Source organism: Prevotella sp. MGM1 (assembly GCF_002933775.1).
In the GTDB taxonomy this organism is placed as follows: Bacteria; Bacteroidota; Bacteroidia; order Bacteroidales; family Bacteroidaceae; genus Prevotella.
Map to the genome: position 1 here is coordinate 15079 of NZ_BEWV01000205.1, position 24447 is coordinate 39525.

The window sequence follows — 24447 nt, forward strand, 5'->3', positions numbered from 1 at the left end:
CTGCAAAGTTCCGAATAATCAGGTAGAAAATGAAACAATGATTTTATGATGGCATCCTGCGCGACTATCATTGCAACCCGCTGACGCTACGATAAAAACGTGGTTTTGATATGTCGGGAAAACATGGGAATTTTGCATCAAAAATCGTGCGAAATGACATCAAGTTTTTTCAATGTTATCCCAGGTGACGGGAGTGCCGCGTTGCTTTTGTACGGCGACATAGGTGATGGCTACAAGGTGGAGAGCGGGCGCATAGTCAGCGAGCTCTTAGCCCTGCAGTCGCAATATAAGAAGATAGATGTGCGTATCAACAGCCGTGGCGGTGACGTGTTCAGCGGCATGGCCATATACAACGCGCTCAGACAGTCGAAGAGTGACATTACCATATATATAGATGGTGTGGCAGCCAGTATCGCCGCAATCATCGCCCTGTGTGGTAAACCACTATACATGAGCCCTTACGCCAAGCTGATGCTCCACAGTGTGAGCGGCGGAACCTGGGGTAATGCCTCAGTCTTGCGTCAGACGGCCGACCAAATGGAACAGCTCCAGAAAGACCTTTCCAACATGATAGCTGGACGTTGCGGCATGAAGGCCAAGGAGGTGCAGGCCAAGTACTTTGACGAGAAAGACCACTGGATAGACGCGAAGGAGGCTGTGGACATGAAACTTTGCGATGGTATCTATGACATGGAAACCACAGAGAAGCAGCCCACGACAACGGATGAGATATACAACTATTTTAATAACCGGCTCGTCAGCGGGCCACAAAATCAGAATGAGATGGCTTTAATAGATGACATCAAGGCGATTCCGTCATTCAGTGACAAGGAAGACGCAAGTGCCATTGTGGCACACATCAAGGCACTGGAGAACACGGCTACCAAAGTGAACGCTCTCCAGCAGACCAATGATGCCTACAAGGCACAAATTGAAAACTTGCAGAAAAAAGAGGTGGAGGTCTTTTTGAACAAGGCTGTGTCCGAGGGCAAGATTACAAAAGAGCAGCTCCCGTTGATGGAGAAGCTGATGAACAGCGACCGTAAGGCCGCAGAAGAACTTATCAACAGCATGAAGCCCGCCAGTCCGGCCAGACGTGCTGTGGACTTCATCAACCATGAAGACGGGAAGGGAGGCTTTGAAAACAAGACTTGGGACCAGCTTGACAAGGAAAATCTCCTTGCAGAGCTAAAAGACAAGGACTTCTCCCTTTTCTGTTCCAAGTTTAAGGATAAGTTCGGAATAGACTACAAAGAATAAACAGTAACCATTAAATTTTAGAGTAAAATGGCATTAAACAAGCAAATATGGGTGAACACCATCGTTGAGAACTTTTTCCCGGACAACAGTTTCGTGACAAAGAGTAAGGATGACTCCATTTTCGTGGAAAACAAAACCGTGCATATACCTAATGCGGGAGAACCGTCCGGTGTAGAGATTAACCGCACAGAGAAACCGGCAAAGGTAAAGCAACGTACAGACCATGATTTGGAGTACAGCATGGACGAACTGACCACGAATCCGATTTACATCCCCAACATTGACATGGTGGAATTGTCATACGACAAGCGTACGAGCATTCTCTGGAACGACCGTATGCAACTTCGGAACGCCGCCCATCAGAACCTTCTCTACCGTTGGGTCAATGAAGACCTTATCGTCGAGACATCCGGAGAGAACCGTGCGGCGCACACATCTGACAAGGCCACCGGAAACCGTAAGAAGATGACAAAGGCCGCCGTCCTTTCCCTGATGACGAGGTTTGATACGGACGATGTGCCGTCAGAAGACCGTTACATTCTTTTGGATGCCTGTATGCATGCAGACCTTCTGGCAGATTTGACAGAGAAGGAACTGAGTTCATTTCTGGCATCGGCCGATGCGCAGAAGGGTATTGTCGGCAATCTGTATGGCTTTAACATCATGAAGCGCTCACGGGTGCTCCGCATGACCGCTGCCAAGAAACTGCTGAAATGGAATGAGGCAGGCGTGGCCGGCGAACTGGCCGCAGGCTTGGCATGGCAATCCCAATGCGTGAGCCGTGCCATGGGAGAAGTCAAGATGTTTGGCGGCAAGGACGATCCAGTCTACTACGGCGACATCTATTCGTTCCTGATGCGCGTTGGTGGTACTCGTCGCCGTTACGACAAGAAAGGTGTTGCCACTATCGTAGAGGCGGCAGTTACGGCTTAATCATTAAAACAAGACCTTTATGCAATTACCAAGAGTAAAAATCCAGTTTCTAAACGGCCAATTGGGAACCGTCGGTGAAAGCCCCGACGGCCTCATGGCCCTTATCTGTGGCGCGTCTGCAGTAACCGGAAAACTTGAGCTGAACAAGGTGTACCCAGTTACAAGCATGGATGATCTGGCGGCACTCGGTGTGACTGAGGCAAACAACGCTACGCTTTACAAGCAGGTTAAGGAGTTTTATGACGAAGCTGAAAGCGGCACGAAACTCATAATCTATCCTGTTTCCGCAAATGCGAAAGCCACCTTTCTTTGTGATTATACAAACGTGGCGGAAGGATTTGCCCGTGACCTGATTATGCGCCAGAACGGTGCGCTTCGCGGTATAGGTGTGGCAGGCATTAACACTGGCGGTACATCTGTCAGCAATGATGGACTTGACCCCGATGTGTTTACGGCTCTCCCCAAAGCCCAGCAACTTGCCGAATGGGCGACATCAGAGTTGTATGCCCCGCTATTCTTTGTATTGGAAGGACACAACTATGATGCTTCCAAAGAACTGAAGGACCTGACAGGAGAGAAGTACAATCGTGTGGCAGTTGTCATAAGCGACACTGTCAGTGACAGTAAAGGCGCCTGTGTGGGAACTCTTCTCGGTCGTATTGCGTCCATACCTGTACAACGTAACATCGGTCGTGTGAAAGACGGCTGCCTGTTCCCATTGGAAATGTACGTGGGGACGAAAAAGATTGAGGAAAGTGGCAGCACTATCAGTGCAATCTTCGAGAAAGGGTATATCGTACCGAGAAAGCATGTCGGCCGTAGCGGCTACTATTTTTCTGATGACCAAATGGCGTGTGACCCTACGGACGATTACGCCCACATAGCGAACCGCCGTGTCATAGACAAAGCCTACCGCATTGCATACGATACCATGCTTGAGGAACTCCTTGACGAACTTGAACTGAATGAGGATGGAACTATGCAACATGCAGTCGTCAAGAGCTGGCAGCAGACGCTGGAGAACGCCATCAACCGCAAGATGACTGCCAACGGTGAACTGAGTGCCACAGACGGCGAAGGCTGTAAGGTATATATCAACGAGAAGCAGAACGTGGTGTCTACTTCCAGGATAGAACTGAATTTGAAAGTGCGTCCTCATGGCTATGCGCGGTATATTGACGTGAATTTGGGCTTCTTAGTGACAAAAGTATAAAAAATCAGATATGGTCAATACAAGAGAATATGAATGGGCTGATGTGTCGGTTGTCATGGCCGGCCGCATGGTTACCGGGCTCCGTGGTGTGAAATACAGTGCGAAGCAGGAAAAAGAAGCTCTGCATGCCAAAGGCAACAAGCCCCACAGCATCCAGCGTGGTAACAAGACGTATGACGGCGAGATAACGCTTCTCCAAAGCGAATATGAGGCGTTAAAGCAAGCCTGTGGGGGTGACATTCTGGATTCGAGTATGGACATCGTCGCAGCTTATGGCAATCCCAGTGCCGGTGATGTCGTTACGACAGACATTCTGGTCGGTGTCGAGTTTACGGAAGACAATACCGAGTGGAAACAAGGTGACAAGTACCAGGAGAAGACACTGCCGTTCCTGTTTATCGACAAGAAGAGCGTGTAGAGGCATATATGTGATTTGAACAATGTTCAACAACCATTCAAACAGTAAAAAATGAAGTACACAAAAGAACAGGTTGCCGAGTGGAAAAGGAAGCATGGCGATATTTTTGAACTCAGCGTGGAAGACAAAAGCTGCATACTTCGCAGACCGAACCGTAAGGATTTGAGCTATGTCAGCGTAGTGAAGGACCCGATAAAGATGAGCGAGACCCTGTTGAAACAGCTTTGGCTGGCTGGGGATACGGAGATACAGGAGGAAGACGACCTCTTCCTTGCGATTATTCCCAAAATGGAAGAAGTCATCAAGGTTAAGGAGTCAGTAATAAAAAAGCTTTAGCGGATGCCGATGTCCCCGATTCCGAAGAGTGTGACGTGTTATTCCTCAACACACTTTTAAGATATTATATGCACATTGACCCTGACACTTTGAGTGATGAAGAATGGGCATGGACAATCCGGTATCTGATTGACATCCGCAAAATGGAGGCGAAGGCGAATAATGGACAGCGTACTTAAGTTCCTAATCAAGTTACAGGCAGACGAGGGAAATGTGCTGAGCGTTGCCCGGCAGACCTCGAAGCAGCTTGACGAAATATCTCGTAAGGCGACTTCGACAGGGGCTCGTTTACGGGAAGCCTTCTCCTTCTCCAAATTCAAGGACTCGCTGATGTCCTTACCAGGAATGCAGTTCCTTGCAAACCCATACGTTCTCATCAGTGCCGGTATCGGGGCGGTCACATCCCTTGGCGCACAGGCGGAACAGACCTCCGTCGCGTTCACGACCCTTGTCGGCAGTGAGGAAAAGGCGGCCGGCATATTGAAACAAATCAATGAGTTTGCCGCTAAGACACCATACAGTAACCTGGATTTGGTGGATAACGCCAAGACCATGCTGAACTTTGGTGTGGAAACGGACAAGGTAAATGGTTACCTCCGTCAATTGGGTGACATCGCAGGCGGAGACAAAAACAAACTCGGTAGCCTTTCCCTTGTACTCGGTCAGGTGGCCAGTGCCGGCAAGATGAGCGGCCAGGACCTGCTCCAGTTTATCAATGCAGGATTCAACCCGTTGAAAGAACTGCAGAAGATGACCGGCAAGACCTATGCCGAACTTCAGGACATGATGAGCAAGGGGCAGATAGGCATGGACGCGGTGGCGGCAGCCATCAACCATGCCACCAGTGCCGGCGGGGCCTTTGCCGGGATGAGTGACAAGCTGAGCCAGACCGTAAGCGGAAAGTTCTCGACACTTGTCGGCAATGTCCAACAGGCGGCCGTAGATATGTTTGAGCAAATCAAACCTATAGTCAATGACATCATGGACCTGTTTCTTGCCATTGTCCCTCCGATAGCATCCGCCCTTAAAGGGATATTCGCTGTCGTAGCTGGTGTCATCGGATTCATTGTAAAATGGAGGGAAGAACTTGGTCTTCTTGCTGTAGTCGTGGGTGTGGGAACCATAGCCTTCAACCTTCATGCTATTGCCATTGCCGGAATGGTGGGAGTAATCAAAGTCGTTACGGCGGTGACAAAGGCATGGGAAGCTGTCCAGTGGCTTCTGAACGTAGCTCTGACGGCCAACCCGATAGGACTGATTATTACGGCTATTGCCGCCCTTGTCGCGGCCGTTGTCTATTGCTGGAACAAGTTTGCCGGTTTCCGTGCTTTCATTCTGACGATGTGGGATACCCTGAAGGGCTTTGGCAACATCATCAAAGAGTACGTCATAGACAGGATAAAGACCCTGATGAGCGGCATCGGCAAGATTGGCGAAGCCCTGGCAAAGCTCTTTGGCGGAGACTTCAAAGGCGCATGGAACAGTGCCGTACAAGGGGTAAAAGACATAACAGGTGTCACCAGTGCGGAAAAGGCGTTCAAACAGACCAGGAAACTGGCTGAAGGTGTAAAGACCGAATATGACAAGAACTATTCCGTTGAGAGTGCCAAAGATAAGAAATCTCCAGCAAAAGCCACGTCGATAAGTACACCGGGCACGAAAGGGAGCACAGCAGGAGAGGTAGTTTTTAATACCGCTACTACCGGAGGAAAGGGCAGTAAAGGCGGCAAGAAAGGCAGTGGGAATAAAACCGCCGAGGCTTTGGCCACAGGCGGAACGAGAAGTACCAGCATAACCATGAACATAAGCAAGTTCTTTGATAACATATACGTGACGATGGCTGACAAGACTGACACGGCGGAACTTGAACGCATCGTGCTTCAATGTATGAACAGGGCTCTTGCCATAGCAACCAGTACCGAATGATGAAAACGACAAGATTCATACTCCAGAACATAGCTCTCCGGGCAATGGGACTGACGAAAGTTCCCCCTTACTGGCTGTTCCGTGAAAACAACTTTTACGGAGTCAATACAGGCTATCTTGGCGGCAAGACCATCCCGGACGGTTCAGACTTCAATGTGGAGGATATGAGCGATGAGGAACTTGAGGAAGTGGTCCGTACCAACGCGATTGGTGTCCCCATGACCATGCCCTTACGGTTCCAATTAGAGGAATCCGGCGCAAAGGAGTGGCTGTTTCCTCTGGAGCCGATGATAAGCCTTAACGGCCAGAATATCATCGTCCGCCGTCATGTGAGCAAGGGTAGTATAAAAGGAAGCATCAAGGAACGCTGGACGCAGGACGACTATACGGTAAGGATTGAAGGCATTCTTATGTCCCGTGAGGGCAAATATCCGGAGGAGGACGTGGCGACCTTAAAAAACTTCTGCGAGGCGGGACACGTGAAGGCCCTGTGTCCTCTATTGGAGATTTTCGGCATAAGCCAACTTGCCATAGAGAGTTGGGACATTCCTTTCACGACAGGACTGACCAATCAGAACTATACCATTACGGCCTACAGTGACGACATATACAAGCTGTTGCTCAGCCGTGACGACTTAAATGCGTGAGACCATGTACACGATGATATACGACATAGAGATAGGCAACTATAAACTGGGTATGCTTGACAAAGTGGAGGTACACAAGAGCGTCGAGCAACTTTCAGATACCGCTATCATAACACTTCCGGCGGCGCAATACAACAACGCGCTTGAGGTGGAAAACAAACTGAAGCGCGGTGATGCCGTGAGCATCATGTTCGGATATAAGGAAAGCGGTATGGAGGGCGAATTCAGCGGTTGGCTGCAGCGTATCAGCACGGACGGAGGAAATATCAAACTGCACTGTGAGGACGACATGTTCCTGTTCCGAAAAGAGATACCCAATGAAGTGTTGAAAAAGGTCACGCTGGAAACCCTCCTTAACAAGGTGGTCACAGGGTGTGGGCTTGATTTGAAGGTGGATTGTTCCTATTCCTGGACATACGACAAGTTTGTCATCAACAACGCCACCGGCTACGACGTATTGAAAAAGATACAAGAAGAATGCGGTGCGGACACATATCTGTGTGGCGACACGCTGCATGTGCATCCTCCCGGCGAGATGATGGACGAGGAGCGGTTCTACGACCTTGCTGTCAATGTTGAGGAGGAAAGCCTTACTTACAGGAGAGCGGCAGACAAGAAAATAAAGGTGGTTGTCAAAGCCCTGCTCCCGGACGGGACGGTCAGGGAAGTGGAGACCGGCAGTACCGGCGGTGAGAAGATAGAGATAAAAAGCCCGACTTCCGACGAGGCGAGCATGAAGGCCAGGGGAGAACTGGAAGTGAAACGGCGCACCTTTGACGGCTACGAGGGCAGCATTACGGGCTGGCTGATACCGATGTGCCGTCCTGCGGACAGTGTAACGCTAAGGGACAAGGATTATCCGTATAAGGATGGAACGTATTTCGTGACGAGCGTGACCACAGAGTTCTCCAAAGAGGGAGGCAAACGAAAAATTGATTTAGGATTCAGATTAAGTTAAGGCATGAACGAGCATAGCAAATTAAGGGAGTACCTGAAACAGGCCGTCGGCGGGGAGAAAATCTCCATTTACCAGGGTGTCGTAAAATCTGTAACCGGGCAGCTTTGTGAGGTGGAGATAGGCAATATCATCATTCCCGATGTACGTTTGAAGGCATCGGAACTGGATGATGACGGCTGGATGCTTGTAACTCCGAAAGTGGGTACTGCAGTAACGGTCGGCAGCTTGAGCGGTGACCTCTCCCAGCTTGTGGTCCTGCAGGTGGACCATATAGAAACAATCGTCATCAATGGTGGCAAACTGGGCGGTCTGATAAATATAGAGCAGCTGACGGATAAGATAAACGAACTTGTGGACACATTCAACAAGCACACGCATAATGTTACGGTGTCCCATCCCGGTGGAACTTTTACGACCGTAAAGCCAGGAGCGGCAGCCCCCTCATTCAATAAAAGTGATTACGAGGATGAAACCATCAAGCACTGAGGAGTATGAAAGGAATGCAACTGACATGGGGAGCAGCTGACGGGCAATACCTTGAGCCGGTGGTCAGGAACGGGACACTGGCCGTAGATGATATTTTGCGGCAGAACCAGGCCCTTATCCTTACCCTGCATAAAGGGGAACTGAAAGAACGTCCGGCGGTGGGTGTAGGCATCAGTGACATGTTGCTGGATAATGACCCGATATACTGGCGGACGGCAATAAAAGAGCAACTGGAAATGGACGGGCAGCGTGTCGGAAGCGTTAAAATTACCCATACGGGCATACAGATAGAAGCAACTTATTAAAAATAAAAAAATATGATTGGAAATTTCTTTGAAAGACTTGGCGAGGTTCTTTCCACGGTGTGGGGATGGATACTCTGCCTTATTATGGTCGTGGTGGACTATGTGACCGGCTACGGCATGATGGTGAACATTGCTGTGATGGCGGTAGTGATGGACGGGGCTTGGGGCATAGCCTCCAGTCTGAAGCAGGGCAACTTCGCATTGAGTGAACTGGCGCGTGACACACTGGCGAAACTGGCGGTGTATGGCTGTGCCGTATTGAGTTTCATAGGCATTGATCGGCTACTGGGTGTGGGAGGAGGACTTACAACGGGTGTCATCTGCGCCTGTATCGTGTTGGTGGAACTGTGGAGTGCCAGTGCGAGTATGCTGATATGCTTTCCCCGGATGCCGTTCCTTCAGCTTCTGAAGAAGGCACTTGTGGGTGAGATTGCGAGAAAACTGAATATAGAACCGGGTGAAGTAGAGAATACCCTTCAAATGATGTGTGACGATGGGAAGAAACATTAAATATATTGCTGTCCACTGCACGGCAGGAAATCCAAAGCAGACGGTGAGAGACCTTGAAGCAATCTTCAGGAAGAACGGATGGAAGAATCCCGGCTACCACTATGTGGTGACCGTTGACGGTAAGATACACCAGATGCTTGACGAGGGCAAGGTCAGCAACGGTGTCCGTGGCTATAACAGCGTATGTATAAACATAGCCTATACCGGCGGATTAAACAACCTGGACACACGGAGCGATGAGCAGAAAAGGTCGTTGGTGTCGCTGCTGAAGTTATTACGGAAAAAATATCCCAATGCAGTCATACAGGGGCATCGTGACTTCAGTCCGGACTTGAACAAGAACGGAAAGATAGAGAAGTGCGAGTGGATTAAGGCCTGTCCTTGCTTTGATGCCAAAACTGAATATAAGGAGATTTGACCATGAAGAGGATTGTTAAAATCATGTGTGTTCTGCTGATGTCCGGATTCGTTCTTTCCCTGCCTGGCTGTAAGACAAAGGAGAAAGTGAGTGAAATCCATAAGGAGAATGCCCGGACGAGCATGACCGAAACGAAGACAGAAATGTGCCTTGGCGAGCGTCTTGAGTGTGACAGTTCTGCTGAACAGACTTTGCAGACGTCTGAAAAGGACAGCCTTGTAGAGAAGTTCTGGGAACGCATAGTCACGGATTCCTGCGGCCGTATCCTGTTTAAGGACAGTGAATACACAAAAGAGCGTTATCTGGGAAAGGGTACCAGCAAGGCAAACAGAAACGGAAGTAACCGGCAGACAGCAACGGAACAAGTAAAGAAACAGTCTCAGGCGGAAACAGACACTTCAAGCACGACAATTCGGGAAAGCACTCAGAAAACAGTCAAAAACACATACCGGTGGCTATGGTTTCCAGGGTTGCTCATACTCCTTTTTGCCTGTGGATTCATCATCTCAAAAGTGACACGATGAAACAGATTATCAAAGACGGACAGACTTTGGCCGATGTGGCCGTGCAGGAATTCGGTTCCTGGGAAGCCATGATAGCCATTGCGCATAAAAACGGTATCAGCATGACGGAAGTACCCCAAGCCGGCACGGAACTCATGATGCCTGACGTTGTGTGGAACAGGACGATGCAGAATTACTGTAGGGACAATGACGTGTCACCGGCAACCGCCCGTGACCAAAGCGGCTTCCGTCTGAGGATATTCGGTGAAGAGTTTAAGGAAACATTCAAATAAAAGCGTATGGCAAGGAGTGTAGCGGAAATAAAGAAAACCATGACGGATGCTTTCATGGCGGACGAAACCATCAGGGAGAAGTACGGGCTGAGCGAGCGTGACACATTCGGTGGAAGTTTCTCCAGTGTGAGCCTTGAGAATATCCTGTTCTTCATACTGGCCGCTTGTTACCATGTACTGGAGATGATATTCGACCAACATAAAATTGACATCGAGAACAAAATTGCTACTGCGGTGGTAGCCAGTGTACCGTGGTACTACAAGATGGCGTTGGCATTCCAATATGGTGACGGATTGGTCTTTAATGAGACCACGCAGAAATACGAGTATGCTAAGATGGACGAAAGCAAGCAGGTGGTCAAGTATGCGGCTGTACGTGACAAGGGCACAAGTGTCCAGATTCTTGTAAGCGGTGATAAGAATGGTACTCCTGTGGCTCTTTCAAATGATGTTCTAACGGTGTTCAAACAGTATATGAACAGGGTCAAGGTGGCAGGTGTGATTCTTAATGTCATCAGTAAAGATAGTGACAGACTTTCCATATCGGCAACTGTTGCGATAGACCCTCTTGTATTGAATGAAAGCGGCATGCGGTTGTCTGATGGAAGCAGACCTGTGGAGGATGCCATCAAGGGGCATTTGAAAAATATCACCTATGGTGGCACTTTTAACAAGACAAAACTTGTAGATACCATTCAATCTGTAGAAGGTGTCATTGATGTGGAGTTGCATGAGGTATGCTATACTGATGGGGTGAACGGAGGATGGACTGCGTTGTCAGGGAATAACTATATAGGTTCCAGTGGCAGCTATGTGGTTTATGGACTTGAAAATTCATTGAGCTATGTGGTACAAGATTGATTTTACTAAGTTGGTCGTGCAGTTGCTTCCTCCGATATTGCGCAGCGGATTCATGATAAACCTTTTGCGCATAATGATAATTCCACTGCGTTACGTGTACGGGAAATTCGACTCACTTCATACGAATGTATCCGTGAAACTGAATACAACATGCAACGTGATGTATTTGGAAAAGGCTCTTAATGATGCTTTTTTCTTGAAAGGCAGTCAGATATTCATATCGACTCCAGAAGAGGTCAAGGACGGAAATTTTTTCCATCTTCGGAATGAAGTACAGCTTTCAAAGCCATTGTATCTGTTATCAGAACAGCGTCCCTGTTACCTGAATATCAATGGGGAGAAAACCGCTATTGTACACATGATAGTTCATGTCCCGACATTCCTGTGTACTTCCACGGACAAGGATGAAGATAAATACGGAGGCCGTAATTATAATGAAATAAAGAACATATTAAACATATACAAACCAGCTGGGCGTACGTTCGGCATAGAATTATACGATTATGAATAAACTTGTTTTCAGTTCCGGCGGTCAGCCCGTTTACCTTGAAGATTTGAAACTGCTCCAGGACAACATGATGGAATTGGTACGTTCCCTATTTTTGTTAAGTCACGGTTCGGATGCCATTGCTTCGGATGATGAAGACTATGCAAACAGTGTGGGGCTTCCGGTATATGCGACGGCACGTCATATAAATGGGTGTGGTGATGCAAATCTGGAGACAATGCAGGCTCACAAATTGATAACAGCGGAAGGCGTCTATGATGTACCCGAATTTACATTACATGAAGGAGACGCTTATTTGGCCGGATATGACGGCTTTAGTATAGGAGCCGCTCCGTTATATTACCTTCTTGAGGAAAAAACCGTGGAAAGTCGCGAATTTGAAGACGGACAGATACGACCGGTCGTGAAGAGTTGCACGGCAAAGATTGTCATAGGTGCTCCCGGAACCGGTACTTACTACAAGGTGTCAGATGTACCCTCTTTTGATTTCCAGTTAGAAACCTTGCTGGGCATCAAACGTAGAGTGAACAAATCATATTATGCGTTAGAAATCGGATAAGAATATGAAATCCATTTACGAACTTCAACAAATAGCCAACCGCCTACGTGCAGTGACAGAGGCGGACAGCATCAGTCCGGAGGATACTTTCGGGCTGCAGAGTGATGTGTTGGCCTACATAGCCGATATGGAACAGAGTGCCGATGGTCTGGGCATACGCAAGGTGTACAAGACAAAGGCCGCCATGGAGGCGGACACGGATCCCGTGGGCACGAACGGCAAGGCTTTACGTTACGGGCAGCTTGTGAGTGTGTACGACACAGACAATGCGACATCCCCGGAAAACGGCAATATCTACGCCTGGCAGAAGCCCGGATGGCGTCTGATGGGCAATATGGGCAGTATCTACGAATTGAAAGAAAAGATAGAGGAGGAGAGTGAGGCACGGAAGAACGCAGACGACACGTTGTCCAATAAGATAGGTGATTTGACAAAACATGTCAATGATACGACAGGAACCCTCCAGGGGAACATAGACATTGAGGAGACCAGCCGTAACAATGCCGACAAGATACTGGAGAAGAATATAGAAAAAGAACGTGCGGAGCGTGTGTCAGCCTGTGAGGAACTTCAGGATAGCATTTCAGAAGAAGCCAAGAGCCGTGAATCTGCTGACACGGCACTCGGAAAACGCATAGACGAGGAGAATGCCGACCGTGAGATGATGTATGGCGTGGTGAACACTAAATGCAACCTTGCCTTGAGTGGAGCCATAGCCCGCTTCGACGGGATTGTGGATGACGCGGAAATGAAGCTGCAGAGCATAGCAGGAACAGACGGCCGGGTGTTGTATGTACGTTCCAAGAAAGTTTTTGGCTACAGTGGTGGAGGGATGGTAGCCGGGCTAATTTCCGGTGGAACAATACCAAGCCTGTATAATAATTGGTCTACTGCAGACCTGTATATGTCAAAGGAAAGGACAGAACTCCTGAAAGACAAACTGTATCTTCTTGGCGGTACAGCGTATATATGGGACGAAGACAAGGAAGAACTTGCAGAGTTCAGTGGCGGAGGTTCCGGCAGCGGATTCTACAATGTCACCGGCGAGCAGCCACCCGCGATCGGTTACTACACCAAGGAAACGGCCATTGCGGCACTTGCCGATGCGGACATCAAGGATGCGGACAAACCCGGCATGATTCTCACATTCGAGAAGTCCGCAGGTGAATGGGAGGACTACCGCTTCATATCCAACGACATCAATAATTTCCTCATACCTGCAAGCTGGGAAGAATACGGAGGCGGCAAAATCAAGTCAGTCACGCTTAATGGAAAGACGATAAATCCGGATTCCGACGGTAATGTGGCACTTGTGATAGACCAGATACAGGTTGATGAGAGCCTTGACGCAGAAAGTACCAATCCCGTACAGAACGCGGCCGTGGCACAAAAGATGAATGAAATCAGTGATGCGGCGGTGGGTGGCGTCGAGGTGATACCTGACGGAGACAAGAACACGCTGAACATCCTGAACAAGCAGGGCGGGATAATCGCGTCCGCCGAATTTACAGGCGGAGGCGGCGGAGGTTCCACGGCGAGCCGCATCATCCTTACGGCAGCCCTTGACAAGGCGCAGGTCAAGGAGGGCGGCACGGCAGAACTCACCTATTCATACAGCCACGTGAACTCGGAAGGTGATGCCACGGGTATCAAAGCTGACATAACCATTACCGTAAGCCGTGGTACGACCACCACGTACCAGCAGACACTGAAAGGCATTAGTGCAGGGACCTACACGCTCGACATAAGCGACTACCTGCTTGTCGGTACGACCGATGTGTACGTGAGGGCGGAAGCCACCACGGAGGACGGCACAAAGCAGACGAAACAGGCATATACGAGCATAAACGTAATAACGCTCTCTCTTACGAGTGCCTACAACCTTGCCTCCACCATCGCTGACGGCGGCTACAAGGACACCGACACGATAGAGATACCGTTCACTATTACGGGCAGTGGAACGAAAGACGTGTCCATGTATTTGGACGGGGCAGACATCCCGGTGTCACAGACCATAAACAAGAGTGGCACGGTGAACGGCTCATTCTCCATTTCCGGCTCTTCACTGAGTGCAGGACGGCATACCGTACAACTGGTTGCGGAACGTAACGGATTGAAGAGTGACAGTATCTATATAGACATACTGAAGGCGGGCCTGAATGTTCCTTTCGTGGGCATAAAGTATACCGACACATCGGGTACGATACAGACGGCAAACCACCTTATGCCGACAATCCATGCAGCACAGTACGAGCAGATGAGCTTCAACTTCATCGCATACGACCCGGACGGGACGCCGGCACAGGTAGAAGTGTATCTTAACGGCAAACAGGCAAGCACCATCAATGCCCCACGCTCCATGCAGACATATACCAACCGGTTCGCTTCACAGGGGACAAACACCCTTATGCTGAAGGTCGGGAAGACAGAATACACGGTAAGCATTGATGTGTCGGAGAGCAGCCTTGACATATCGGAGGCCACATACGGCCTGCTTGCCAAGTTTGACGCTGCGGGGCGGAGTAACACCGAGGGCGACCCTGCCAAATGGGAATCTAACGGCATAAAGACGACTTTCGAGGGCTTTGACTGGAGCAGCAACGGATGGACGGGGGAGAGCCTGAGGCTTACCAACGGCGCAAAGGCCACCATCGGCTACAAGCCGTTTGCCACGGATGTGAAATCCACGGGCCTGACCATAGAGATGACAATCAAGGTCAGCAACGTGATGAACCGTGCGGCAAGCGTGGTGAGCTGCATCAATAACGGCAAGGGATTGTTAATCACGGCCGAGAACGCGAGTTTCAAGACGGGACAGACGGTGGATTATACCAATGAGGATGACGAACTTGTTACCCGTGAAATCAAACTGGGTACGAACTACGTCTCCGACAAGTGGATAAAGATAGCCCTTGTCATATCCACACGTGACGAAAACCGTCTGATGCACATCTATGTGGACGGCAACCGGACAGGGGCCGACATCTACGACTCCTCGTTCAACTTCGCCCAGGACGTGCCGCAGGACATTGTCATCGACAGTTCGGAAGCGGACGTCGAGGTGCGCAACATACGCATATACAGCCGTGCCATATCCGATGACGAGGAACTTGAAAACCGCATTGTGGATGCGGATACCTCCGGCGGTATGATTGAACTGTACGAAGAGAACGACATTTTGGGGGATACCGGAGGCGTGGACATCGACAAGATACGTGCCAAAGGCAAGGGTGTGCTGCGCATCGTGCGGCCCAACAAACTGGATGACGTGTATGCCGAGAACAACAAGAAGACGGACTTCAAGGCCGACATATACTTCTATTCCCCGTTCGGCAAGGAGTATGACTTCGTGCTGACGGACTGCAACATCCGCATCCAGGGCACCTCGTCGACCAAGTATCCGTCCAAGAACATCCGCATATACTTCAACAAGGGCGGCGAGAACCTTACGCTCAGCGTGAACGGGGTGGCAGACCCGCTGGGCAAGAACAAATACCGCATGCGTCCGGGGGCCGTCCCGATGAACCTGTTTACGATGAAGTCGGATTACTCGGACTCGTCCATGAGCATGAACACGGGCGGTGCAAAGCTCTTTAACGACATACTGAAAGAACTCGGACTGCTTACTCCTCCACAAAGGGAGCAGTTCCAATTGACCGGGAATCTCAATGCCGTAAGTGTCCGTTCCTCGATAGACGGTTTCCCGATAGACATATTCTGTGCGGAGACCGTTGACGGGGAAAGCGAGTATTACGGACAGTATAACTTCAACAACGAGAAGTCGAAAAGTGAAGACCTGTTCGGCATGACCGGTGTCGAGGGCTTCACACCGGCAATGCCCATGACGTTCGAGATGCTGAACAACGGCGCGAAAATGTGCCTGTTCCAGTCTGCGAGCGATGCGGAGATACCCGGCATATTCGACGAGGGGATGGAAACGAACTACCCTGATGATGTCAAATGGGCAGGACTGACGGAAGCCCAGCAGAATGCCGTGACACGCCTGTTCGCATGGATAAGAGCCTGCGTACCTGCGGGTGCAAGTTCAAACGACATATCCTCTTTTGTGAGCCAAAAGTTTAAGGACGAAATAGACCAGTACTTCGACAAGGACTTCATCCTGACCTACTACCTGTGGACGGACTATTACCTTGCCGTGGACCAAAGGGCCAAGAACATGATGCTGCGAACGTGGGACGGCCTGAAATGGTATATCACCTACTATGACGGCGACACGCAGATGGGCAAGCGCAACGACTGCTTCCTTGTGTACACCTACACCACGGACCGTGACACCTACGACGCCGAGGCGAGCAAGTACGCCTTTGAAGGCCGCGAGAGCTGGCTGTGGAATCTTGTGCTGGCCAACCTCGGCGACGACCTCAGACGCTGTGCGGCGAATCTCCGCGCCGTGATGACCAACGAGCGTGTCCTGGAGATGTTCAACACGGAACAGGCGGGCAACTGGAGCGACCGTGCTTTTAACAAGTCAGGCGAGATAAAGTACATCCGTCCTGCCGTGCAGCAAATGTACGGCAAGGTATGGCCCTATATTTACGCCCTGCAAGGCTCTAACGCCGCGCACCGCGAGTACTTCATCAGAAACCGTTTCGCGTTGCTTGACGCCAAGTACGGCACGAGCAACTTTACGAGTGATAACGTGGATTTGTACATGTCCCGCTCTGCGTCCGATGCCGCAGACGTGGTGAAGATTACGGCCAACGAAGTGTACGCCTTCGGCTATGGCACGAACAACTCGCCCAACATAGCCAATACCGGAATCGTACAGGAGGACGAGACCGCCTCTCTGGACGTGTCCGGAGCATACACGGTGAATGACCCCTTGCGCCTGTATGGCGCGAGCCGCATGAAAGTGCTTGACATGACCGGGGCGGCCGACCATCTGAAAAACGGCTTTGACCTTGGAAAGTGTGGTGTGTTGCGTGAGCTGAATATGGAATCAAAGGGTAAAGGCTCCACCGGATGGTGGCTTGTGCTGAACGCCTGCAAGTCACTGCAGAAAATCAATCTGCGCAACCAGGCACAGGCAAAGACCGGCAGCAGCACATCCAAGGAACTTGATTTCAGCAACCAGACAAAACTGGAGTACCTGGATGCGAGAGGTGTGCAGGTGGAGAGCGTGAACTTTGCGCATGGCGCGCCATTGGCAGAGGCTTATTTGCCGGACACCCTTACGACATTGAAACTGGAATATCTCTCGGTGCTAAATTCGGAAGGTCTGTCCATCGGGAACTACACGAATATATCGACGTTCGTGTTTTCCGGCTGCCCCGGCCTCGACTGGCAGACCCTTATTTCGAAGTGTGCCAACGTGCAGCATGTACGTGTTACCGGCATAGACATGGAAGGCGACGGGACGTTGCTTGAACAGTACATGGAGACCGGCGGTGTCGATGCCGGCGGCAACTATACCGATACCTGCGCTTTTGTCGGTACATACCGACTGACCCGTTATATGGACGAGGATACATACGCCGCATACAGGAAGCATTATCCGGAACTGAACATCATCCAGCCGGAGTATACGATGATAGAGTTTGATGACAATGCGGCAGATGATGCTAACGTGAGCAACCTTGACAACCTGACCGGCTATAAATACGGCAATGCATACGTTCCCAACGGCCATATATCCGCCATCCTCAAACAACGTCACCGCTCGTTGGCCAAGGTTACGAAAAAGGCGACGACCCGCAATGTAAATATGGCCAATGTTGACACGGTTGTCAACAACCAGGATGGCGAGATGACATACTACCCCCTGGATGATACGGCCGGTGACAGATATGCGGACGGCAGTGCGGCCAAATTGGACGGCACGGAAGGCGACTGGATGATGTTTGAGCCTTTCTTTTGGAGTAAGGGTATCAATGACTACCTGAAAGAAAAGCATTATTCCTGTTACTGCAGCAATGACCGTGACCATGAGCCGGTAAGGCCGTCGGTGGATATTGTTACACTTGATGACATCAAGTCTGTGTCCGGCGGATATATGTCCGGGCGGAAGATAATGACCGGGAAGGAAACCTTGTCCGTCTCTTACAGTACGGATTCAAGCTATTCCGTATGCCGTGTGGATGTATCCGGCCACCGCCGTGTCCGTTTTCCTTCTGTACCCGGAACCAATATGATAGGAGCCATATTCACGGATACCTCCGGCTGTATCCTTCAGTCCGTTGTGGTCGAACCATTGAACTGCCGTTTTGAGGCCGGGATGTATCTGATAGCCGATATTCCGACCGGTGCGTCAGAACTTCATTTCACCATATTGAATACGGCTGAATTCGACAAGGTGGTGCTGAGTAATAGCGACAAGATAGAGGATATGGAACCGGACTGGGTGGCTAATGACGAACACCTGTGCGCCGTGGTCGGCAGCAGTATAGTCGGCAGCAAATTACGGTCTTGCATAACAGGCGGCACGACTGCGTCCAACATGGGCTGGAGTGATTTTCACTATTACTCGGTACAGCGTGGTATGCAGCAGATAGACGCTTTGATGCACTCACGTATAGCCAACCTTTCTTATGCCAAGTATGGCCGTCGTGACATGCAGGAGCAATGCGGCGCAGGCTCGCATACGAATAACCGGACAACTGGTGGCACGGCAAGCCGTGGCATGATCGATACTATCGGTTATGAAGAAGCCCGTTCCATCAAGGAAAATATCACGAACTCGATGGTTGACGGACAGGTGCATCAGTATGCCTGGTACAAGTCAAAGGATGAGTATGGACAGGAAACCGTGGTTCAGGTAAACAATATCTGCTGTCTTGGCTACGAGGATATTTACGGTCATAAATATGACATGATGGACGGTGTGGATGTTCCTAATACGAGTGGCAACGCTGGCAAATGGCGCATCTGGATGCCGGATGGCAGCATAAGGTGGGTAAAAGGCAAGACGACAAATGACCAATGGATAACAGCTGTGGCACATGGCAAGCACATGGATGTAATTCCTGTAGGTAGCATGAATGGTTCGTCAAGTACATACTATTGTGACAAGTATTGGTATAGTGGCTCCGCAGGCCGTGTGGTCCATCGCGGGTGCAACTTTGCGCATGCGCTTGGCGGTGTGTCGGATGCGAATGCGAATTACGATGCTTCGCATGCGAGTTCGCATGTCGGCTCGCGTCTGGCCTTCCGCGGCAAAATCGTCCGGGCGGAAAGCGTGGAGGCGTATAAAGCGTTGGTCGAGGTCGCGTAAGCGCAAAGCGTCAAAGCGGGAGCGAAGCGACAAAACGAAAACATTATTGTGCCGCTTCTCCTCCCGGTTCAAAAACCGGCGTAAGCCGGTCGAAAATAATTTTATAAAATAAATGTATATGAAAAAGAGAGTATTTGATTTTCTGAAATGCAGTAACCGTTGGAAACATCTTGCCGGCGGTTACTTTTCTGCGGCTTTGTTGTCGTTAGTATGACAGTCGGCAAAGATTTAGCGTAAAAGTAAGTACCTTTGTAGCCCAAAAAGGTGGAGTTTCCCAGTAGGCCGTGTGGTCTATCGCGGGTACAACAATGCGCATGCGAATGGCGGTGTGTCGAATGCGAATGCGAATAACGATGCTTCGAATGCGAATACGAATGTCGGCTCGCGTCTGGTAATCAAACAATCGGCGTACAGTACAGGGGACGTGTCCCCAATGCGGTGCCGAGGGAGGCAAGCCTCAGCAACAGCATCTTGATGGGTGGAAAGCTGAAAAATCACGTGTCGGGTGGAGTTTGGTAGGCCGGTAACGGTTCGAAGAAGTCAGACCCGGAGGAAGGAAGGCCTTAACCTTCCATAAAACAAAAACAGAATCCTATGCGCAGAGAAGGACATATCATGGAGGAGATTATCGAATACCACAACATGGCTGAGGCATTCGATACCGTCCTGCGTGGAACCAAACGCAAAAGGTCGAGGCAAGGCCGCTATCTGCTTGAGCATAGGGAAGAGGTCATTGCGGAACTTACAGCCTCGTTGGCCGACGGCTCTTTCCAACTTGGTGGGTATTATGAGAGGGACATCGAGGAATACGGCAAGAAACGCAGGCTCCAGATACTCTCCATGAAAGACCGTATCGCGGTGTTTGCCGTGATGAACGTTGTGGACCATCATCTACAGAGACGGTACATCCGGACAACCGGGGCGAGTATCAAGAGGCGTGGTACACACGATTTGATGAAGTGCATACGCACGGACATACAAAGCGATCAGGAAGGTACGCTGTATGCCTACAAGTTCGATATCAGACGGTTCTATGACAATGTGCGCCAAGACTTCGTCATGTGGTGTTTTCGCAGGGTATTCAAGGACGAAAAACTGTTGACGATACTTGGCGGATTCGTCACCATGCTTCCGGATGGTATCAGCTTCGGGCTGCGAAGTTCTCAAGGGGCGGGCAACCTGCTCCTGTCTATATTTTTAGACCATTATTTGAAAGACAAGTACGGTGTCCGTCATTACTACCGCTATTGCGATGACGGCCTTGTACTGGGTAAAACGAAAGCGGAACTATGGGTGATTCGTGACATCATCCACGGGCAGATGGAAATGATAGACCTGGAGGTAAAGCCCAATGAAAGGGTGTTCCCCATAGAGGAAGGCATCGACTTCCTCGGCTATGTCATCCATCCTGATTATGTCGGACTGCGCAAGCGCATCAAGCAGAAGTTCGCCCGGAAGATGCACGAGGTAAAATCGAGAAGAAGGCGGCGTGAACTGATAGTGTCCTTTTATGGCATGACGAAACACGCCGACTGTAACAAGTTGTTTAATAAATTAACAGGCAAAAAAATGAAAAGTTTTAAAGAGCTTAATGTCGTTTATCGACCAGAAGATGGCGAAGTATACTTCCCTGGTCCGAGGGTAAGTGTACGTGATTTGGTAAATGTTCCCATTACAGTTTATGATTGTACTTTTACTGCAAAAACACAGTATGGTGCGGAACGTTGTGTCGTTGCTGTCATAGTAAATGGTGAAAAGCAGAAATTTATTACAGACAGCAAGGAAATGAAGAATATTCTCCAACAAATAAAAGAGATAGAGGACGGTTTTCCTTTTGAGACGACTATAAAATCAGAGTCTTTTGACAAAGGAAAGTTTAAATATATGTTCACATGAAAAGAGTTGAAGGAAGTGCAGGAATAAAACTGCTTGAATGCACCAACCCGGTAAAAGGCAAGTGGCGCATCCGCTGGGATGTGCAGCCGGGAGAGCACAGAAACGCCTCGTACATGGAAGAGGAGTTCGGACACAAGCCGGAAGATGAGGAAATACGTTCCACGGTCATGGCGTGGTACAACAAACAGACTGATACTGCCATTCTCTCCGGTTTCAGTTATAGGGATATTCCGGTATGGCTGTCAAGTGAAAACCAGTTCAATTACAAGTCTGCCTACGACCTCGCCGTACAGACAGGAGGCGGCACGTTACCCGTGACATTCAAGTTCGGGACGGATACGGAACCACGCTACCATACGTTTGAAACGTTGGAGGAACTGACAGACTTCTATACCAAAGCCATGAAGCACATCCAGAACACACTGGCCGACGGGTGGAAGAAAAAGGACGCTTTCGACTTGAAGGAATACCAGGTTGAATAACTGAAAGAATCCCGTTCGGGGGAGGGATAGAAAAAGCCCCCGGCCTGTTAAATAGTCGTCTCACTTACTATTAAACACACGTTACCATCAGTAGGCACGACCGGGGGCGTATACCCTCGTTCGCCTGCTGATGGCTTTTTTATGTGTTTGCGCAATTGCGCGTATAATAAGTGAGACGATGCAAAAGTACAAAAAATAGTTGGGAATGAAGATAATTGAGATACTGAAATTTAACAGGGAGCTATTAAAACGGTTGCAGACAGCCGGGATAAGGCTTGAAGATACAAGATACATAGACTTGTATGTCGAATATAAAGACATGCTGGATAGGGGAGAGAAGGTGTCATATACCGTAGCCTTGCTTGCGGATAAATACTCCGTGAGTGAACGTAAGGTGTATAGCCTGATAAAGCGTTTCCAAAGCGACTGCAAACAGGTTGCAGTGTGATTTATTGTATTCTTTCTTTGCTCTGTTTGAAAAATCAGAACTTTGCCGGGAGAAAATAAAAACAGAAATGAGAAAGCAGTATTTATCAGCACCGTTGCCCTTCGTGGGGCAGAAGCGGATGTTCGCAAAGGAGTTTATCAAAGTATTGGAACAATATCCAGACGGAACAACATTTGTTGATTTGTTCGGTGGTTCCGGCCTATTGTCACATATCACCAAGTGCCGGAAGCCAAACTCAACCGTAGTGTATAATGATTTTGACAACTACCGTAAGAGGTTGGAATCCGTGCCACAGACAAATGCTTTGTTGGCGGAACTCCGGCAGATAGTGTCAGGTGTTCCACGCCATAAGCCTATTACGGGAGAAAAAAGAGACAAAGTCTTTGCTTGTATACAAAAATATGAGCAGCGTTATGGATATGTGGATTTTATCACCCTCTCATCGTCCATTCTGTTTTCTATGAAGTACAAGTTGAGCATTGAGGATATGCGTAAAGAAACGCTGTATAACAATGTAAGGACAGCGGACTATCAGCCGGCGACGGATTATCTGGATGGATTGACCATCGTGTCTGAAGATTATAAGAAGGTGTTTGATAGATATAAGGATGTGCCGGGTGTCGTGTTCCTTGTAGACCCTCCATATTTAAGCACGGAAGTCGGTACATACAATATGTGTTGGAAGTTGTCCGATTACCTTGATGTGTTGACTGTTCTTGCCGGACACGACTTCGTATATTTCACTTCCAACAAGTCTTCCATACTGGAATTGTGTGATTGGATAGGCAGGAATAAACTGACAGGAAACCCCTTTGAGCGGTGTACGAAAGTCGAGTTTAACGCTCACATGAACTATAATTCCTCATACACGGATATGATGTTGTACAAGAAGGCCGTTTAAGTATCATTTGAAAAGCGTTTGAATGATGAATAAATACCATGTAATACTTGACAGGATATTGCGTGAAGGCAAGACACAGACCAACAAGAAAGGCAACATAAAATATCTCCTGAATGAACGCTTGACTCTGTTCCCGGCAGATTTGCTTGACATATTTGAGAACCATGGGATAGCACGTAAAAAACTAAAGTGTGAGTTGCGGCTGTTTATGCAAGGGGAACGGAACGTGGAACGGTATCGCGATGTAGGGATAAACTGGTGGGACTATTGCGGAGCTGTATTGGTAAACAGTTATCCTACATATTTTGAAAAATTGCCTCCGCTGATTTCAAAGATAAACCGGGAAAAGCGGAACAGTAAGAATTATGTGCTTTTCCTCGGTGAAACCAACGCAGAAACGAACCAGGCTCCATGTCTCAGCCTCGTACAGTTCCAGATAGATGACGGTGAACTGGTTGTTTCCGCATATCAGCGAAGCAGTGATGCGAATTTGGGATTGCCATCAGACATATATCATTTGTATTTGATGTCCCGACAGATTGATTTGCCTTTGAAATCAATAACTCTAAACCTTGGAAATGTCCATGTCTATGAAAATAACATAGAAAGGACGGAAAGGCTGTTGGAGGGCGATGAGAATGTCAAATTCGATTTGAATGTATGATATAAAAAGGCATCTGACGAGAAATCAAATGCCTTTTTGTGCCTTAAAATGTTTTTTCAAATCACATTTCGTTTTTTGAGTGGAAAATCGCTTTTCGTTTTTGAAACCGCTCGCTTTTCGTTTTGCCGTGATTATATGGAGGCGATGTTGAGCCGGGGAACACGCTGCCGACATAAGGATAAATAGCGAGAGCCGACAGATTGCAGAAATGCAACTTGTCGGCTCTCTTCTTAGGGAAAGGCTGCTATTTCAACGAGATTACATTCGCAGCCTCACGCTTGTTCGGGTCCATGACCTCGGCGTATATCTGAGTGTTTTTCACGTTGCGATGCGTTAGCATCTTTGCAATAGTGTAGATTGGCACACCTGCCGAAGTTAGCAGGGTGGCGTATGTGTGGCGGAAGCAGTGGAAAATGATAGCCTATGCAAGAAAAAGCGAACGGATGAAAATTAAACGTAAGTCGTTTGAAATGAACGGTATTTCAGCATTCTGCCAAGTAGAGAAAATGCAAACGGCAACGGAATATTGAGGTTGTTCAGTTACCAAACCGTTAGCCGGGCAGTTACCGAAACGGGAATAGGTAACGGCAGGCAATGAAAAGAAACCCTCACCGTTTTATTTGCGCTCATACACAGTGTTTTGCATATCAAGGAACGCTTATACGGCAAGTAATTTTGCACTAAAAAATAT

General features: G+C 49.0%; 23 protein-coding genes and 1 pseudogene. 23 read left to right on the forward strand and 1 reads right to left on the reverse strand.

Going from position 1 to position 24447, the window contains the following annotated elements; translation table 11 throughout:
- Positions 1-153: 153 nt before the first annotated feature.
- The 23 genes from MoGM_RS09400 (at position 154) to MoGM_RS09515 (ending at position 23756) form a co-directional block, all read left to right on the forward strand.
- Positions 154-1260, forward strand: coding sequence for a head maturation protease, ClpP-related (locus MoGM_RS09400; protein WP_158249595.1), 1107 nt, complete (start codon positions 154-156; stop codon positions 1258-1260).
- 27 nt (positions 1261-1287) lie between these two features.
- Positions 1288-2193, forward strand: coding sequence for a hypothetical protein (locus MoGM_RS09405; protein WP_104369827.1), 906 nt, complete (start codon positions 1288-1290; stop codon positions 2191-2193).
- 19 nt (positions 2194-2212) lie between these two features.
- Entirely contained in the window at positions 2213-3406 is a 1194-nt protein-coding gene (locus tag MoGM_RS09410; RefSeq protein WP_104369828.1) for a DUF2586 domain-containing protein, read from the forward strand.
- A gap of 10 nt (positions 3407-3416) precedes the next feature.
- Complete coding sequence (locus MoGM_RS09415) at positions 3417-3824, forward strand: hypothetical protein (RefSeq protein WP_104369829.1); 408 nt, start codon at positions 3417-3419, stop codon at positions 3822-3824.
- Between the two features lie 51 nt (positions 3825-3875).
- Positions 3876-4160 carry a hypothetical protein gene (locus MoGM_RS09420; RefSeq protein ID WP_104369830.1) on the forward strand — a complete coding sequence of 95 codons (285 nt, stop codon included), beginning with the start codon at positions 3876-3878 and terminating at the stop codon, positions 4158-4160.
- Positions 4161-4322: 162 nt separating this feature from the next.
- Complete coding sequence (locus MoGM_RS09425) at positions 4323-6086, forward strand: tape measure protein (RefSeq protein ID WP_104369831.1); 1764 nt, start codon at positions 4323-4325, stop codon at positions 6084-6086.
- On the forward strand, positions 6083-6733 hold the full coding sequence (locus MoGM_RS09430; protein WP_104369832.1) for a DUF6046 domain-containing protein: 651 nt from the start codon (positions 6083-6085) through the stop codon (positions 6731-6733). Before MoGM_RS09425 ends, MoGM_RS09430 begins: the two co-directional genes overlap by 4 nt.
- The gene (locus MoGM_RS09435) at positions 6726-7691 is read left to right on the forward strand and encodes a hypothetical protein (RefSeq protein ID WP_233210243.1); all 966 of its coding nucleotides are present in this window, start codon (positions 6726-6728) and stop codon (positions 7689-7691) included. Before MoGM_RS09430 ends, MoGM_RS09435 begins: the two co-directional genes overlap by 8 nt.
- A 3-nt stretch (positions 7692-7694) precedes the next feature.
- Positions 7695-8177, forward strand: coding sequence for a hypothetical protein (locus MoGM_RS09440; RefSeq protein ID WP_104369833.1), 483 nt, complete (start codon positions 7695-7697; stop codon positions 8175-8177).
- A 5-nt stretch (positions 8178-8182) separates the two neighbouring features.
- Positions 8183-8482, forward strand: a complete 300-nt coding sequence (locus MoGM_RS09445) for a hypothetical protein (RefSeq protein WP_199181782.1) — start codon at positions 8183-8185, stop codon at positions 8480-8482.
- A gap of 12 nt (positions 8483-8494) precedes the next feature.
- A complete protein-coding gene (locus tag MoGM_RS09450; RefSeq protein ID WP_104369834.1) occupies positions 8495-8992 on the forward strand; it encodes a hypothetical protein in 498 nt (165 codons plus the stop codon).
- Positions 8976-9410, forward strand: coding sequence for an N-acetylmuramoyl-L-alanine amidase (locus MoGM_RS09455; protein WP_104369835.1), 435 nt, complete (start codon positions 8976-8978; stop codon positions 9408-9410). Before MoGM_RS09450 ends, MoGM_RS09455 begins: the two co-directional genes overlap by 17 nt.
- 2 nt (positions 9411-9412) lie before the next feature.
- Positions 9413-9934 (forward strand): hypothetical protein, encoded by a 522-nt coding sequence (locus MoGM_RS09460; RefSeq protein WP_104369836.1) that lies wholly within the window; start codon positions 9413-9415, stop codon positions 9932-9934.
- A complete protein-coding gene (locus tag MoGM_RS09465; protein ID WP_104369837.1) occupies positions 9931-10206 on the forward strand; it encodes a LysM domain-containing protein in 276 nt (91 codons plus the stop codon). The genes MoGM_RS09460 and MoGM_RS09465 overlap by 4 nt, the downstream gene beginning before the upstream one ends.
- Before the next feature lie 6 nt (positions 10207-10212).
- Positions 10213-11067 carry a hypothetical protein gene (locus MoGM_RS09470; protein ID WP_104369838.1) on the forward strand — a complete coding sequence of 285 codons (855 nt, stop codon included), beginning with the start codon at positions 10213-10215 and terminating at the stop codon, positions 11065-11067.
- Positions 11051-11578: a hypothetical protein gene (locus tag MoGM_RS09475; protein WP_104369839.1), complete on the forward strand. Its 528-nt coding sequence runs from the start codon at positions 11051-11053 to the stop codon at positions 11576-11578. Before MoGM_RS09470 ends, MoGM_RS09475 begins: the two co-directional genes overlap by 17 nt.
- Positions 11571-12134: a hypothetical protein gene (locus MoGM_RS09480; protein WP_104369840.1), complete on the forward strand. Its 564-nt coding sequence runs from the start codon at positions 11571-11573 to the stop codon at positions 12132-12134. The genes MoGM_RS09475 and MoGM_RS09480 overlap by 8 nt, the downstream gene beginning before the upstream one ends.
- 4 nt (positions 12135-12138) lie before the next feature.
- Positions 12139-19365 (forward strand): hypothetical protein, encoded by a 7227-nt coding sequence (locus MoGM_RS09485; protein ID WP_104369841.1) that lies wholly within the window; start codon positions 12139-12141, stop codon positions 19363-19365.
- 594 nt (positions 19366-19959) lie between these two features.
- Positions 19960-21261: a reverse transcriptase domain-containing protein gene (locus tag MoGM_RS09495; RefSeq protein ID WP_104369843.1), complete on the forward strand. Its 1302-nt coding sequence runs from the start codon at positions 19960-19962 to the stop codon at positions 21259-21261.
- Positions 21258-21743 (forward strand): hypothetical protein, encoded by a 486-nt coding sequence (locus MoGM_RS09500; RefSeq protein WP_104369844.1) that lies wholly within the window; start codon positions 21258-21260, stop codon positions 21741-21743. The genes MoGM_RS09495 and MoGM_RS09500 overlap by 4 nt, the downstream gene beginning before the upstream one ends.
- A gap of 205 nt (positions 21744-21948) precedes the next feature.
- Positions 21949-22191, forward strand: coding sequence for a hypothetical protein (locus MoGM_RS09505; RefSeq protein WP_104369845.1), 243 nt, complete (start codon positions 21949-21951; stop codon positions 22189-22191).
- Between the two features lie 67 nt (positions 22192-22258).
- Positions 22259-23092 carry a DNA adenine methylase gene (locus MoGM_RS09510; RefSeq protein ID WP_104369846.1) on the forward strand — a complete coding sequence of 278 codons (834 nt, stop codon included), beginning with the start codon at positions 22259-22261 and terminating at the stop codon, positions 23090-23092.
- Positions 23093-23117: 25 nt separating this feature from the next.
- The gene (locus tag MoGM_RS09515; protein ID WP_104369849.1) at positions 23118-23756 is read left to right on the forward strand and encodes a thymidylate synthase; all 639 of its coding nucleotides are present in this window, start codon (positions 23118-23120) and stop codon (positions 23754-23756) included.
- A gap of 244 nt (positions 23757-24000) precedes the next feature.
- On the opposite strand, the pseudogene MoGM_RS13380 reads toward MoGM_RS09515, so the two are convergent.
- Positions 24001-24174, reverse strand: a pseudogene (locus MoGM_RS13380) (tyrosine-type recombinase/integrase); the annotation flags it as partial.
- Positions 24175-24447 lie beyond the last annotated feature (273 nt).

Coding starts and splice junctions, on each gene's coding strand:
- MoGM_RS09455 (WP_104369835.1), top strand. CDS start 8,976: ATGGGAAGAAACATTAAATATATTGCTGTCCACTGCACGGCAGGAAAT.
- MoGM_RS09485 (WP_104369841.1), top strand. CDS start 12,139: ATGAAATCCATTTACGAACTTCAACAAATAGCCAACCGCCTACGTGCA.
- MoGM_RS09420 (WP_104369830.1), top strand. CDS start 3,876: ATGAAGTACACAAAAGAACAGGTTGCCGAGTGGAAAAGGAAGCATGGC.
- MoGM_RS09505 (WP_104369845.1), top strand. CDS start 21,949: ATGAAGATAATTGAGATACTGAAATTTAACAGGGAGCTATTAAAACGG.
- MoGM_RS09430 (WP_104369832.1), top strand. CDS start 6,083: ATGATGAAAACGACAAGATTCATACTCCAGAACATAGCTCTCCGGGCA.
- MoGM_RS09480 (WP_104369840.1), top strand. CDS start 11,571: ATGAATAAACTTGTTTTCAGTTCCGGCGGTCAGCCCGTTTACCTTGAA.
- MoGM_RS09435 (WP_233210243.1), top strand. CDS start 6,726: ATGCGTGAGACCATGTACACGATGATATACGACATAGAGATAGGCAAC.
- MoGM_RS09415 (WP_104369829.1), top strand. CDS start 3,417: ATGGTCAATACAAGAGAATATGAATGGGCTGATGTGTCGGTTGTCATG.
- MoGM_RS09440 (WP_104369833.1), top strand. CDS start 7,695: ATGAACGAGCATAGCAAATTAAGGGAGTACCTGAAACAGGCCGTCGGC.
- MoGM_RS09465 (WP_104369837.1), top strand. CDS start 9,931: ATGAAACAGATTATCAAAGACGGACAGACTTTGGCCGATGTGGCCGTG.
- MoGM_RS09510 (WP_104369846.1), top strand. CDS start 22,259: ATGAGAAAGCAGTATTTATCAGCACCGTTGCCCTTCGTGGGGCAGAAG.
- MoGM_RS09450 (WP_104369834.1), top strand. CDS start 8,495: ATGATTGGAAATTTCTTTGAAAGACTTGGCGAGGTTCTTTCCACGGTG.
- MoGM_RS09495 (WP_104369843.1), top strand. CDS start 19,960: ATGCGCAGAGAAGGACATATCATGGAGGAGATTATCGAATACCACAAC.
- MoGM_RS09470 (WP_104369838.1), top strand. CDS start 10,213: ATGGCAAGGAGTGTAGCGGAAATAAAGAAAACCATGACGGATGCTTTC.
- MoGM_RS09425 (WP_104369831.1), top strand. CDS start 4,323: ATGGACAGCGTACTTAAGTTCCTAATCAAGTTACAGGCAGACGAGGGA.
- MoGM_RS09445 (WP_199181782.1), top strand. CDS start 8,183: ATGAAAGGAATGCAACTGACATGGGGAGCAGCTGACGGGCAATACCTT.
- MoGM_RS09410 (WP_104369828.1), top strand. CDS start 2,213: ATGCAATTACCAAGAGTAAAAATCCAGTTTCTAAACGGCCAATTGGGA.
- MoGM_RS09475 (WP_104369839.1), top strand. CDS start 11,051: ATGTGGTACAAGATTGATTTTACTAAGTTGGTCGTGCAGTTGCTTCCT.
- MoGM_RS09405 (WP_104369827.1), top strand. CDS start 1,288: ATGGCATTAAACAAGCAAATATGGGTGAACACCATCGTTGAGAACTTT.
- MoGM_RS09500 (WP_104369844.1), top strand. CDS start 21,258: ATGAAAAGAGTTGAAGGAAGTGCAGGAATAAAACTGCTTGAATGCACC.
- MoGM_RS09460 (WP_104369836.1), top strand. CDS start 9,413: ATGAAGAGGATTGTTAAAATCATGTGTGTTCTGCTGATGTCCGGATTC.
- MoGM_RS09515 (WP_104369849.1), top strand. CDS start 23,118: ATGAATAAATACCATGTAATACTTGACAGGATATTGCGTGAAGGCAAG.
- MoGM_RS09400 (WP_158249595.1), top strand. CDS start 154: ATGACATCAAGTTTTTTCAATGTTATCCCAGGTGACGGGAGTGCCGCG.